The 13,166-nt window shown below is 48.6% G+C and carries 16 protein-coding genes; 9 read left to right on the forward strand and 7 right to left on the reverse strand.

Annotated features, from left to right (window positions below):
- Positions 1-100: 100 nt before the first annotated feature.
- From C8D73_RS08240 to C8D73_RS08260, 5 genes are all read right to left on the reverse strand, one after another.
- The gene (locus C8D73_RS08240; protein ID WP_146739224.1) at positions 101-1,252 is read right to left on the reverse strand and encodes a hypothetical protein; all 1,152 of its coding nucleotides are present in this window, start codon (positions 1,250-1,252) and stop codon (positions 101-103) included.
- 104 nt (positions 1,253-1,356) lie between these two features.
- Complete coding sequence (locus C8D73_RS08245) at positions 1,357-2,424, reverse strand: prepilin-type N-terminal cleavage/methylation domain-containing protein (RefSeq protein ID WP_113077884.1); 1,068 nt, start codon at positions 2,422-2,424, stop codon at positions 1,357-1,359.
- 17 nt (positions 2,425-2,441) lie between these two features.
- Positions 2,442-2,879 carry a type IV pilus modification PilV family protein gene (locus tag C8D73_RS08250; protein ID WP_113077885.1) on the reverse strand — a complete coding sequence of 146 codons (438 nt, stop codon included), beginning with the start codon at positions 2,877-2,879 and terminating at the stop codon, positions 2,442-2,444.
- Positions 2,880-3,039: 160 nt separating this feature from the next.
- The gene (locus C8D73_RS08255) at positions 3,040-4,128 is read right to left on the reverse strand and encodes a M48 family metallopeptidase (RefSeq protein WP_113077886.1); all 1,089 of its coding nucleotides are present in this window, start codon (positions 4,126-4,128) and stop codon (positions 3,040-3,042) included.
- 31 nt (positions 4,129-4,159) lie between these two features.
- A complete protein-coding gene (locus tag C8D73_RS08260; protein ID WP_113077887.1) occupies positions 4,160-5,311 on the reverse strand; it encodes a CaiB/BaiF CoA transferase family protein in 1,152 nt (383 codons plus the stop codon).
- A gap of 145 nt (positions 5,312-5,456) precedes the next feature.
- Between C8D73_RS08260 and thiW the strand changes: the two genes are divergently transcribed.
- Genes thiW through C8D73_RS08275 form a run of 3 tightly spaced genes read left to right on the forward strand, consistent with a single transcriptional unit; the run spans position 5,457 to position 6,609 of the window.
- A complete protein-coding gene (gene thiW / locus C8D73_RS08265; RefSeq protein WP_113077888.1) occupies positions 5,457-5,972 on the forward strand; it encodes an energy coupling factor transporter S component ThiW in 516 nt (171 codons plus the stop codon).
- Complete coding sequence (locus tag C8D73_RS08270; RefSeq protein WP_021717740.1) at positions 5,969-6,241, forward strand: hypothetical protein; 273 nt, start codon at positions 5,969-5,971, stop codon at positions 6,239-6,241. The genes thiW and C8D73_RS08270 overlap by 4 nt, the downstream gene beginning before the upstream one ends.
- A gap of 8 nt (positions 6,242-6,249) precedes the next feature.
- Positions 6,250-6,609, forward strand: a complete 360-nt coding sequence (locus C8D73_RS08275) for an ArsR/SmtB family transcription factor (RefSeq protein ID WP_113077889.1) — start codon at positions 6,250-6,252, stop codon at positions 6,607-6,609.
- 52 nt (positions 6,610-6,661) lie between these two features.
- Here C8D73_RS08275 and pdxT read toward each other — a convergent pair whose 3' ends face one another.
- Both pdxT and pdxS read right to left on the reverse strand, forming a co-directional pair.
- Positions 6,662-7,225: a pyridoxal 5'-phosphate synthase glutaminase subunit PdxT gene (gene pdxT / locus C8D73_RS08280; RefSeq protein ID WP_113077890.1), complete on the reverse strand. Its 564-nt coding sequence runs from the start codon at positions 7,223-7,225 to the stop codon at positions 6,662-6,664.
- A complete protein-coding gene (gene pdxS / locus C8D73_RS08285; RefSeq protein ID WP_113077891.1) occupies positions 7,225-8,103 on the reverse strand; it encodes a pyridoxal 5'-phosphate synthase lyase subunit PdxS in 879 nt (292 codons plus the stop codon). Before pdxS ends, pdxT begins: the two co-directional genes overlap by 1 nt.
- 107 nt (positions 8,104-8,210) lie before the next feature.
- Between pdxS and pdxR the strand changes: the two genes are divergently transcribed.
- The 6 genes from pdxR to C8D73_RS08315 all read left to right on the forward strand — a co-directional run bounded on the left by pdxR (position 8,211) and on the right by C8D73_RS08315 (position 13,092).
- Positions 8,211-9,557: a MocR-like pyridoxine biosynthesis transcription factor PdxR gene (pdxR, locus tag C8D73_RS08290; protein WP_113077892.1), complete on the forward strand. Its 1,347-nt coding sequence runs from the start codon at positions 8,211-8,213 to the stop codon at positions 9,555-9,557.
- Positions 9,558-9,701: 144 nt separating this feature from the next.
- A complete protein-coding gene (gene thiS / locus C8D73_RS08295; protein WP_113077893.1) occupies positions 9,702-9,896 on the forward strand; it encodes a sulfur carrier protein ThiS in 195 nt (64 codons plus the stop codon).
- Positions 9,897-9,898: 2 nt separating this feature from the next.
- On the forward strand, positions 9,899-10,540 hold the full coding sequence (gene thiF / locus C8D73_RS08300) for a sulfur carrier protein ThiS adenylyltransferase ThiF (RefSeq protein WP_113077894.1): 642 nt from the start codon (positions 9,899-9,901) through the stop codon (positions 10,538-10,540).
- Positions 10,541-10,564: 24 nt separating this feature from the next.
- Positions 10,565-11,335 carry a thiazole synthase gene (locus C8D73_RS08305; protein WP_113077895.1) on the forward strand — a complete coding sequence of 257 codons (771 nt, stop codon included), beginning with the start codon at positions 10,565-10,567 and terminating at the stop codon, positions 11,333-11,335.
- Between the two features lies 1 nt (position 11,336).
- Positions 11,337-12,500 (forward strand): 2-iminoacetate synthase ThiH, encoded by a 1,164-nt coding sequence (thiH, locus tag C8D73_RS08310; RefSeq protein WP_113077896.1) that lies wholly within the window; start codon positions 11,337-11,339, stop codon positions 12,498-12,500.
- Positions 12,493-13,092 carry a thiamine phosphate synthase gene (locus C8D73_RS08315; RefSeq protein WP_170123194.1) on the forward strand — a complete coding sequence of 200 codons (600 nt, stop codon included), beginning with the start codon at positions 12,493-12,495 and terminating at the stop codon, positions 13,090-13,092. Before thiH ends, C8D73_RS08315 begins: the two co-directional genes overlap by 8 nt.
- Positions 13,093-13,166 lie beyond the last annotated feature (74 nt).

Consider the following 13,166-nt stretch of genomic DNA (forward strand, 5'->3'; position numbering starts at 1 on the left):
TCTTCATTAAACTAATATATATAACGCTACTAAAATTCAAAAAAAACAGTATCGCTGCTATTTATATAGCGGCGATACTGTTTACCTCTTTATGCGTTATTTAATTCATACCCTTGGGAACTGTAAAACCAGGAGCCTTTAAAACAGCATCACTGTAATGAATTGTACCTTTAGTTTCGAAATTTCCTTTGACTTGAGCCTGCCCATAGAAAGCCTGGTTGGCAATTATTATATTTTTGTCAGATGACAAAAATCCTTTATTTATAGAACCAATTATTTCCATTTTTCCGTTGGACATAAACATAATCAATCCTGTTGCTGCCTGATTATCAAAAGTAAAATCAGCAGAAGTAAATATTCTCACATTTCCAGTAATCTTAGCATTTATTTTGATAGTTTTTGTAAAAATAAATGTTACCGGTTTTCCTTGGCTTGGCCCTATTATATTTCCCTTAAGGTACTCAGTACTATTATCAATAAAAATAAACTTCCCCGATGATTCTTCAGCATTTATTGTACACTCATTACCAACATAATTACCAACATTCCAGGCAACATCACTTTTTAAATCCCAAATATAATTCTTACCTGCTTCCAAATTAAAAATCCAATTCCATTGATCTGTTCTTAACATAGTATTCAAATCTTTATAACTACTTTTTTGAAAAACACTTTCAGGGATATGTGTCTTCAATGTATTTGGATATGTTCCCTGAGTATGTCCACTACTAAATTGGTTTCCGCTGGAATCAAAAAAACCTGAACCATATAAATCGCCGTTTAATTCTCCTGCCTGGTTATTGGTTATGGTCACAGTACCGCCAGCCTGTACCAGACCTGGTAATTCCAGTGTTTCCTCACCGCCGCTGTCACCACCGCCAGAACTGTCGTCATCACCTAAAACATACGTTTTACGGATAACCTTACGAACGCCCTGACAGGAACCGACAGCAGTGATCTGGTAAACAACATCTTCTCCAGGAATATATCCCGAAACTATATCAGCATTATTTCCCATAATACTAACAGCGTACCAAATTTCATCTTGGTCAACTTTATTACCATCTATACTCAAATGCGCAAAATTCGCACTATCACTATCTCGAATATATTCTTCCGGTGTAAGCCATCGCCAGTCATTATTTTTGTTTGATAACGCAGCCACAGCTCTTTTATAGCCGGCTTCGGCGGCATTCCAAGCCTGCTGTTCCCGATAATCAGACGCAGCAGCCGTTTTTTCCATTGTCATCATCGGCAGCCAGGCTACGGCAACAACCATTAAAAACAACAGCATTGCCAAAGATATGACAGTTACCGACCCGCGTTGATCTTTCATTTCGTCACCTCATAATCAAATTAACTTCTACCAACGATTTCCCATCCAGATCCATTAATCAAATCTTTTACTTTATTAAATGGCAAACTGACCGATACACCACCATTTTTAATTAAGTGATACCATTTCTTATTTTCCGGATTATAAACATAATTTACATTCCATCCGGTTGTTTTATCCGGGTCGGTATAGCCAATAAGAAAAACATTATCTACAGTAATGGGAACATTTGTATCACCATATCCATATGGATTCATATAGACTGTTTTGCCATTTATATTTACGCTAAACCAGGCTCCACCATATTTTTCACTTAATAAATACTCTCTTATTTTATCATTATTACCCAATTGCCAAAGTGAATCATTACTTGTTCCAAAAAATTTCTTAAAATCGTCTAACGAATTTCTTTCTGAACTTGTTAAAACTTCTCCATTTTTTAGCTTATGCCAAATACTTACTAAGCTTGTATATTCTTTAAGCATTTTTTCTTCAGGTGTTTCTGTTACTTCTTCTTCACTCGGCACAACTTTAGTTTCCAAGGTCTGTGTTTTCATTTGCCCATTAAATTCATACTGCAGCGGCAAAGCGATCTTATACATGATCACTGTATTACCGTCATTTAAAGTAAGCGTTTCAGAAGTAACAGGAAATTTACCCTCGAAAATACTATTATTGCTGTCATTTGGAAAAACAGTTATTTTTTTACTGCCGTCAGTAATATCTTCCCGCGTTACCTGCAATTGTTTTTTTGTATCATCTTTCCACTCGACAGTCACTTTATATTCTTTATTGGTTCCTTGAGCAATATCCATATGCCTGTCCCAAAGATTACCTTTATAGGAAAATTTACTTGTGCTGACCGTCGGCTGCTCCGGATCAATACTGTCCTTATCTGCATAACGCAGCGTAGTTTTCAGTTCGTTCATCAGCAAACGCGCCTCTTCATAAACGACTTCCTGCCTGGCGCCTACATGCAGACTGGTAACACTGCTGCCAAACAAATGTACCATTGCCCCCATGATCAGCCCCAATACTGCCATCGCTACCACTAATTCTATTAATGTAAATCCGGACTGCTTCTTCATGCCGCCGCTCCTTTAAATCAATCTTTTGTACGGATATATGTCTGCAGATCCAAGACCTGCGGCTTGGGATCTGTCCACTTCACTTCTACCCTGACCAAATACAATTCGCTCTCACCCGGATAATTATTCCCCAGGCTTCCATCACCGCCGCGAGCATTAATCTGGTACTCAATGCCGTCCTGGGTAACTGTATTATTACCTTCTTTATTGATATATTCAACTATTTCTCTGATATCACTGCTGCTGTGCCCATCGGCTGCCTTTAACAGTTCAATTTTCTCCGATGCTATCTGTACAGCCTTTTCCTGTCTGTCCGCCGATACCATCACACCGATACCATAAGTATATAAAGCCGCTAATGCAGCCAGGCCGATAGCTACTACCAAAACCCCGATCATAGCATCGACCAGTAAAAATCCCTGTTTATTTTTGCGGAACTGTTTTATGCCATTCATCTTCACAGCCGTCCTTTACTCATAAAATCCCATATTTATTATATCACATATTTTCTTTAGTTTATAAATAATAACTATCATATATTTTAAAAATACTTAGAAAAATATGTATTAAAATTGCCTCTTCTTAATTAATTAAGAAGAGGCAATAAATTTTCAGTTATTTCTTTTTATCTTTACTCTTGGACTGCACTGCCGTATCGTTGGCATTCGCAACCGGCACCCACTGGCGCAGCAGCTCGGTACAGGCCGCCGCATAGCTGCCGGCACTGCCGAAGCCGCCCGCATACGCATCCTGATTGTAAACAGTGAGGATCTCGATGTCATCATAGTAAATAGTGGCACTGCCGCCGTTATCATAGACGATAAAGCGATATGGATCGATATGGCCCTTATCACGTTCACGCACGCAGTATAAACCGCCGGCAAGCATATAAGCGCGATATTCCGGGCGGTCATTACCGACAGTCTGCGTGATATTAAACCCCCAGTCACCTTCATGCACTCTGGCTGTATTATCTTCGTTAAGAGTTATTTCCGGATGTACTTTAAGCGCTTTGATCTGCTTCATAACACGTTTCAAACGTTCTTCCGGCTCGGGATGGCTCGAAAAAATACCATAGCCTGGATTACCCTGTTCCTTCGCCAGGTCTTCCAGCTTGTTGATCGTCAGCACGACACTGTAAGGATTATAACCGGCTGCTACACACAGATTAAAACCGCCCTTATCTGCGCCGCGTTCGTCGGTACGGCTGTAACCGGCCGCTAAAGCCTGCGTCGCCAGTCCCGCTATGCCTAAATCACCTTTGGTAACGATAGCAAAAGCCAAAGTCGTTAAAAGCTGTTTTTCTATTTGATGCACAGTGTGCTTTTTGACAACGTGTGTGATCTCGTGACCTAATACGCCAGCTAATTCTGCATCGGACGGCATATAATCGATCAGTCCCTTGAATACATAAATGAAACCGCCGGGGCAGGCCAGCGCATTTACTTCGTCACTGTTCAGCACCTTAAAGCTGTATTCCAGATCCTGCCGTTCGCTGACCTTGACCAGACTCTGACCGATCCGGTTGACACGTTCCTGCAAGGCATAATCCTGCACGACACCGTATTTAGCTTCCAGCTGCATCGCCGTCTGCCGGCCCATCTCTATTTCCTGTTCCTTGCTGATCAGCCCCGCTTCTGCCGGCGGCGTCATCCCCAGGCTGCAGCAGAATACAAAGACTATTGCTAAAATAAAGCGTTTCATCTTTTCACACCCCTTGTTTTAACGTAAACTGTCAAATCGCACCATTTTCTTTCAACTTCATAATCTCTGGCTCCGTATAACCCAGTTCAGTCAGCACCTCAGCCGTATGTTCTCCTAAAAGCGGCGCCCGGCGTTCGATGCTGCCCGGCATATCCGACAAACGGATCGCCGGTTTGACATACTGCAAAGTGCCGATATCCTCCTGTTTTTGCGCCAGCATTTCTGACTGCTGTGTCAGCTCGCTGTTTAAGGCTTCCTCCAGCGAACAGACCGGCGTCACGCAGAATTCTTCCTCACCGATCAACGCCAGCCATTCGGCCTGCGTTTTGGTCTGGAATACTGCTGCCAAATGCTCCTGAAGCTCATTACCATGTTCAAAATCATGCTGACGCTCGATCAGCTCTTCACAACCCAGGATTTCGCACAAACGCCGCCAGAATTTAGGTTCGATCGTCCCCACGCTCAAATAACGGCCGTCCTGCGTCCGGTAAATATTATAATAATGTGCCGTGCGCCCGAAAGGCTGACAACCTGTAGCCTTACAGCCCCACAAGCTGCTGATGCCGGTTGTCTGCAGACTCAGTGAAGTATTATATAAATTGATATCTACAGCCTGACCTTCCCCGGTACGTTCGCGCGCCAGCAAAGCCAGCAGAATGCCGCTGACAGCGTTCATACTGCTGCCCAGCGCCGCAATCTGTACCTCTGAAACGCAGGCACTGCCAACGTCATCCAGTGAATTCAGACCTGCAAGTCCGATCACATTCAGGTCATGGGCCGGTTTATGACGGTAACTGCCAGTCTGCCCAAAGCCGGTGATCGAACAATAGACCAGCTGCGGGTTGATTTCCCTGACAGTTGCGTAATCCAAGCCATAACGCGCCAGATAACCCGGCCGGAAGCCTTCTAAAAATACATCTGCTTCTGACAGAAGACGTAATAAAAGCTTACGTCCGCCTTCAGTTTTTATATCGGCCGTAATGCCGCGTTTATTACGGTTAAGCGCCAAATGCCAATAGCTCATGCCTGGCAGCGCTTCCGGAAAAAATCTGCGTGTATCATCGCCTGCAGGCGTTTCCACTTTGATAACATCGGCGCCGAAATCTCCCAATACCATACCGCAGTACTGCCCCGGCAGCCATTTAGAAAAATCTATCACCTTGATACCGGTCAAAGCCTTCATTCTTCTGACCCCCAATATTTTAACTGCAAAATATCCTCTGAAAATATACTTTATAATATTCTACATTTTTTACTGTTTCCCTTTAATTTATTTGCTGTGAAATGCTATAATAAGTTATAGAAGTTGTCTGAAGAGGTGTCATTACATGAAGATCCATAAGCTCACTTTAACGGCGCTGCTGGTTGCCATCGGCACCCTGAGCGCGCATCTTATTTATATACCGGCCGGCATTTCCAAATGCTTTCCCGTGCAGCATGCCATCAACGTGCTGGGAGCGGTGATTTTAGGCCCCGGCTATGCGACAGCAGCGGCCTTTGTCATTTCCTGCCTGCGCAATATGTTCGGTACCGGCTCACTGCTGGCTTTTCCCGGCAGTATGATCGGTGCCTGTCTGGCCGGACTTTGCTATAGCAGGTTCGGCTCTGTCAAAGCGGCTATGGCCGGCGAGATTTTCGGCACCGGTATTTTAGGCGGACTGACTGCCTGGGTCATCGCCCGTTTCTTCTTGAACAGCGCGGCAGCAGCCTGGTTCTTTATCCCGCCGTTCCTGATCAGCACTGTCGGCGGCAGCATCATCGCCGGACTGATCATTAAAAGCGGTATCCTTGCTTACGCTCTGCCAAATCTTTTTGCTAATAAAGGAAATAAATCAAATTTATGAATATTGATACCATGCTTTCACAAATTTTATATTGCCTGAGCGGCTTCCTTTTCGGTATTTTCGCCTCACGCTACAGCGTCATCAGCTGGCGCACTCTGGCCAGCCGGCCGCCGCTGCTGCAATGCGCGCCCTACGTGCTGTTTATCATCGCAGCTTTTACGCTGTTTCCCTTCTGGCTGATTACCCGTACCGAAGCCGGCGGTTTTATTTATTATGCGACGCTGCTGTTCTTTTTCACAAAGGGCTACCGCGCTGATAAGAAAGGATGAGCCCCAACATGAGCGAAAATAAAACTAACAATACTGTGATCTGCGATTCCTGCGGACACAGCGCCAGAATCCACCCCCAGCTGGCCGATAAATATGTACAGCCGATGGCGGAAATATTCAAGGTTTTAGGTGACCCGACCCGCATTAAAATTTTAGAACTGCTCTCCCACGAGGATATGTGCGTCAGTAATATCGCCGAAATGCTGGATATGACCCATTCTGCTATTTCTCATCAGCTGCGGCAGCTGCGCCATGCTCAGCTGGTCAAGTTTTCCAAGTCCGGCAAAGAAGTCATTTATTCGCTGGACGACGAACACGTCCTGACGCTGTTTGCCCAGGCGCTGGATCATGTCAAACATAAGGTTTAAGCATTCCGCACATAAAAACGGAGCCTGCTGTGCAGACTCCGTTTTTTTATTTTTACAGCTGCAGAAAATAACGATAGACAGCATCGCTGTCTGTCAATTCCGGGTGAAAACTGGTCGCCAGCAGCTTTCCTTGCCGGGCAGCTATGATATGCCCTGCATACTCCCCCAAAATTTCTGTCTGTTCGCCAACCCTTTCTATCCACGGAGCTCTGATAAATACCAGTGGCAGCGGTTCTGTCCCCAAAGCAGGCAGCAACTGCCTGCAGCTGAAACTGTTGAGCTGACTGCCATACGCATTACGGCGCACGGTAATATCCATCACCCCTAAATGCGGCTGTTCACCGACAATATTTTTTGCCAGCAGAATCAGCCCCGCACAGGTCCCCCAGACAGGCAGCCCCTCTTTCACCCTCCGTTTTAAAAGCTCAGACAGTCCCGTTCGCTGTAAAAGTCTGCTGATAGCAGTGCTTTCACCACCGGGAAGGATCAATCTGTCCACCTGCTCTAAATCAGCAGCCGTTTTTACGGCAACCGGCAAAACCTCCGTCAGCTGCGCCAGTTTAGTCAGATGCTCAGAAAATGACCCCTGCAGTGCCAGTACGCCTACACTCTGCATTACCAGCCACGCTCCGCAAAGGTTTGTTCCGCCGGTATAGTTTTGATATCGATACCGCTCATGGCCTCGCCCAGATCTTCTGATACTTCGGCTACGATTTTAGGATCGTTATAATAGCTGGTCGCCAGTACGATCGCCTTGGCGCGCTTAGCCGGATCGCCGCTGCGGAAAATACCTGACCCGACAAAAACACCTTCGCTGCCAAGCTTCATCATCAGGGCCGCATCTGCAGGCGTAGCAATACCGCCGGCGGCAAAATTAACTACCGGCAGCCTGCCGCCCGCAGCGACTTCTGCCACCAGTTCATACGGCGCTCCCTGTTCTTTGGCAAAGCTCATCCATTCCTCCCGCGGCAGATTCTGCAGCAATCTTATCTGTCCCATCATCGTCCGCATATGCCGCACTGCTTCTACCACATTGCCGGTACCAGCCTCTCCCTTCGTGCGGATCATTGCCGCTCCCTCACCGATGCGGCGCAGTGCTTCGCCCAGATTGCGGGCACCGCAGACAAAAGGGCTCTTAAAAGCATGCTTGTCGAGATGATATAAATCATCGGCCGGTGTCAGAACTTCACTTTCATCGATATAATCTATTCCCAGCGCCTCCAGAATCTCCGCTTCCACAATGTGACCGATCCTGACCTTGGCCATTACCGGAATCGATACGGCGCTTTTGATCTCTTTAATAAGCTTCGGGTCGCTCATTCTGGCAACGCCGCCATCCCTGCGAATATCAGAAGGCACACGTTCCAACGCCATAACAGCTACTGCGCCTGCAGCTTCGGCAATTTCAGCCTCTTGGGCATTGGTGACATCCATGATTACGCCGCCTTTGAGCATCTGTGCTAAATTACGATTTAAAATTTGTCTATCTGTCATCTTTATTCCTCCTAAAAACTTGCTTTCGTTAACGACAGTTTTTATGATACAATAATTCTGTACAGCAATAAATAGCCAGAAACTATTTTTCTAAAGGGGACAGTTTTATGCTTTTGACTAATCTTAAACTTGACAAACAGACCGACACGCCTTTATATACCCAGATCATTGACTCTATCAAAAACCAGCTCTACAATGACCAGATCGCAGTCGGCGACAGACTTCCGTCTGTGCGCAGGCTCTCAGCAGCGCTGCAGATAAGCCGCACGACTGTCGAAAACGCTTACAATCAGCTGGTTGCCGACGGTTATCTGCAAAACGAACCTAAGCGCGGTTATTTTGCAGCAGCACTGTCAGGCCTGAGAAAGCACAGCGACGCGCCTGTGACACAAAGTATCGAACCGCCTGCCGTACGTTATAACTTTGCCAATAATTATATCGATCCCGCTTCTTTTCCCTCCGAGCTTTGGCGGCGCTATCTGAACCGTGCCTTAAAAAATAAACACCTGCTTTCCGGCTATGGCGAGCCGCAGGGTGAAACAGAACTGCGCCGTACACTGGCCAAATACAGCTCGGTGGCCCGCGGCGTTATCTGCAGCCCCGAACAGATCGTGATCGGCGCCGGTGTGCAAAGCCTGCTGCAGATCCTGATCGACATTCTACAGCCAGATATCACCAGTATTGCTCTGGAAGCGCCAGGCTTTGCCCAGGCAGAGCGGCTTTTTACTTCGCATGGCTGGCAGGTACGGCATTTCAGCACCGACCAGTTAGAGACTTCCCTGCCCAGGCTGCTTTACGTCAGCCCTTCCAATCCCTATAAAGGCCGCTCGCTCTCGCCGCAGCAAAGACTGAACCTGCTGCGCTGGGCAACGCAGCAGCAGACCTATCTGCTGGAAGATGACTATAACGGCGAGTTCCGTTATTTCGGCCGGCCGGTATCCTCACTGCAGGGCATGAGTGATGGCCGTACAGTTATCTATCTTGGTTCTTTTTCGCGGCTGCTGCTGCCTTCCCTGCGTATTTCTTACATGGTATTGCCGCCGCTGCTGTTAGACCGTTACCGCCAGCTGGGACACCTTTATAACCAAACGTCTTCTACGATCGAACAGCTGGCACTGGCCGACTTTATTGCCGCCGGCGCACTGCGCCGCCACGTTAAACGACTGCGCAGGCTCTACAGTAATAAAAACACACTGCTGCGGCAAGCTTTAACGGAAATCTTCGGCAGCAGAGTCATTGTACGAGCCTATGAATCCGGTCTGCATCTGCGCCTGGCTGTCGTCACGCAGCAAACTGCCGATACCCTGTCCGAACTGGCACTGGAAAACGGCGTCCGGATCCTGCCGGTTTACGACAGCAACGGTAATTTACCAGAGATCCTGATTTCTTTTGTCGGTATTCAGGAAAACGACATCCGACCGGCACTGCTGCAATTAAAAAAAGCATGGTTTTAGTATCTGCCAAGCTCTTGACAGTATTGACCTGCAGATGCTATGCTAAAAAAAGAGTGAAGCCGTAAGGCGTCACAAAGGGGTACACCACCACGGGTGTAGCTTTTTGTGGCGCCTTTTTTTATTTTTCTTCAAGGAGGGTTCCCTATGCAAATCAACGGTCAACCAATCAGCACCGCTGCAGGCAGCACCTTGTCGCAATTATTGGCGCAGCAGGGTTTTGACGTTGCCCGCGTCGCCGTCGAACTCAACGGTAAAATCATCTGCCGCAGCGATTTCAGCAAAGTGCAGCTCGCCGACAGTGATACCATCGAAGTTGTACAGTTTGTGGGCGGAGGTTAAAAATGACTAAACAAATCACCAGGCAACAGCTTTCAGCAGCACTGGTTGAACGGCACGGACAGGAACGCCAGCAGCATTTGTACACCGCCAGTGTCGGTATCGCCGGTTTAGGCGGGCTGGGCTCCAACATTGCCGTCCAGCTGACGCGCCTGGGCATCGGATACCTGATCCTCGCCGACTGCGATCGGGTCGAGATCAGTAATCTCAACCGGCAAAGCTACCGACTCTGTGATATCGGCAGACCTAAACCCGAAGCCTTGACAGAACAGCTGCTGCAGATCAATCCCTATTTATGCTACGAGCCGCACTTTCTAAAGCTCACGCCGCAGAATATCCCGGAAATTTTTGCCGGCTGTAATATCATCTGCGAAGCTTTTGACGACCCTGAACAAAAGGCCATGCTGACAGAAACCGTCCTGCAGCGGCTGCCGCAGGCAAAACTGATCGTTTGTTCCGGCATGGCGGGCGCTGGCAGCGCCAATGCTATTACTACCAGCCGCAGGCTGAACCGTTTCTACCTGTGCGGCGACGGTACTGCCGATATTGCCGCGGACGGCAGCCTGCTGGCCCCGCGCGTCAGCGTCTGTGCCGCCCATGCGGCGACCATGGTCATGAGACTGGCGCTGGGCTTCACCACACCTTAAACAAAAGGAGAATTTTAAACTACGATGCAAGAAGATAAACTTATTTTAGGCAGCTACAGCTTCAGCTCCCGCTTTATTCTTGGCAGCGGCAAATATTCGCTTCCGCTGATCAAAGCCGCTGCCGAACAGGCCGGGGCGCAAATCATCACCTTAGCGCTGAGGCGCGCTCAATCGCAGCAGGACAATATCCTCGATTTTATTCCCTCAGGCATCACACTGCTGCCCAACACCTCAGGTGCCCGTACTGCTGAAGAAGCAATACGCATAGCCAGGCTGGCCCGTGCCTGCGGCTGCGGCGATTTTATCAAACTGGAGATCATCCGTGATTCTAAATATCTGCTGCCGGACAATCAGGCAACGATCAGGGCAACGGAAATCCTCGCTAAAGAAGGCTTTATCGTCATGCCTTATATGTATCCCGACCTTAACACCGCCCGAGATCTGCGTGACGCAGGCGCAGCCTCGATCATGCCCCTGGGAGCGCCGATCGGTTCCAACAAAGGGCTGGCAACCCGCGATTTTATCAAGATCATTATTGATGAGATAGCACTGCCTGTTATCGTCGACGCCGGGATTGGCCGCCCCTCCCAGGCCTGTGAAGCCATGGAAATGGGTGCCGCTGCCGTCATGGTCAATACCGCCATCGCTACAGCCGGCGATATCCCTCTGATGGCTGCAGCCTTCAAGCAGGCTGTTGAAGCAGGGCGTGCCGCTTACTTAGCCGGGCCGGGACGTGTTTTAGAGCAGGGTGCGGCTGCTTCATCGCCTCTGACAGGCTTTTTGGAAGACAGGTGATATGAATATGAAAATCGATCAGCATACCGATCCGATGGCTTATCAGCCGGATATGGAAATAACCTCGTCAGCTATTATGGAACAGGTGCTGGCCGCCCGTGCAGCTTACGACGAAACTGTTTATACGGCGGACGACGTGAAACAGGCCCTGCTTCAGGATCACCTGACGCCTGAAGCATTCGCCGCACTGCTCGCGCCGGCCGCAGCACCATTTCTGGAACAGCTGGCACAAAGGGCACAGGCAGAAACACGTAAACATTTCGGTAATGCCGTCAATCTGTTCACCCCGCTTTATATCGCCAACTACTGCGAAAATCACTGCATCTACTGCGGCTTTAACTGCTACAACAATATCAAACGCGCCAAGCTTACTGCCGCTGAAATAGAAACGGAAATGCAGGCTATTGCCGCTCAGGGCCTGGAAGAAATCCTGATCCTGACCGGGGAAAGCCCGACTATGAGCGACGTACAGTATATTGGTGCAGCCTGCCGGCTGGCCCGCAAATATTTTCGTGTTGTCGGTCTTGAGGTCTACCCCATGGACAGCAGTGATTATGCCTATCTGCATCAATGCGGAGCTGACTTCGTCACCGTTTTCCAGGAAACCTACGCCCCTGATAAATACGGTCAGCTGCATCTGGGCGGACGTAAACGTATTTTCCCCTATCGTTTTAATGCACAGGAACGGGCTTTACAGGGCGGAATGCGCGGAGTTGGCTTTGCCGCTCTGCTGGGACTGGATGATTTTCGCCGTGACGCTTTGGCAACAGGTCTGCATGCTTATCTGCTCCAACGTAAATACCCTCAGGCCGAGATCGCTTTTTCCTGTCCGCGCCTGCGCCCCATCATCAACAATGAGCAGATCAATCCCAAAGACGTCCATGAGCGGCAGCTGCTGCAGATCATCTGCGCCTACCGCATCTTTATGCCCTTTGCCTCCCTCACTATTTCCTCCCGTGAATGCGCCCGTTTCCGCGATAACGTAGTCGGACTTGCTGCAACTAAAATTTCTGCCGGCGTTGAAGTTGGCATCGGCGGTCACAGCCAGCAGAGCAAAGGCGACGAACAGTTCCTGATCGACGATAGCCGTACCGTCCGTGAAATCTGCGCAATGCTGACGAATCGAGGACTGCAGCCGGTCATGAGTGATTATGTCTATGTTTAAGCTGCTCGCCGTTACCGACCAAGCTTCCTGTCCTGAAAATTTTTGGACGCAGCTCCAGCTTTTAGCTGCTTCTGAAATCGACGCTCTTATTTTCCGTGCCAAAGAATTACCGCCGCAGGAATATTATCGGCAGGCCTCACAGGTGCAGAAAATCTGCCGGACACATCAGCTGCCGCTGATCCTGCATACTTATCAGGACATCTGCCGCCGGCTTGATACGTATGGACTGCAGGTAAGCTATCAGCAGCTCCTATGCCAGCCTCAGCTGCGGGCACAGGTACAATGCCTGGGCGTTTCCATCCACCATGCTGACGAAGCGGTACGTGCCGCTGACTTGGGCGCCGATTATTTAATAGCCGGGCATATCTTTGCTACAAACTGCAAGCAGGGGCTGCCCGGACGCGGTCTTGATTTTCTCAGCGCCGTCTGCGCCGCTACATCCCTGCCCGTCTACGCTATCGGCGGGATCACTCCTGCCAATATCGGACAGATAAAAAAAACAGGCGCCGCCGGCGCCTGTCTGATGAGCAGCCTGATGACCTGCCCGGAACCAGCAGTACTGGTACAAAAACTGCGGCAGGCTTTACTTTAGGCCCGCATAAACAAAAAATCCCGCTTCTGTCATAAGAAGCGGGATTTTATTTCATCAGGCAAACATCCAGACAA

This window comes from Phascolarctobacterium faecium DSM 14760 (assembly GCF_003269275.1).
Lineage (GTDB): Bacteria > Bacillota > Negativicutes > Acidaminococcales > Acidaminococcaceae > Phascolarctobacterium > Phascolarctobacterium faecium.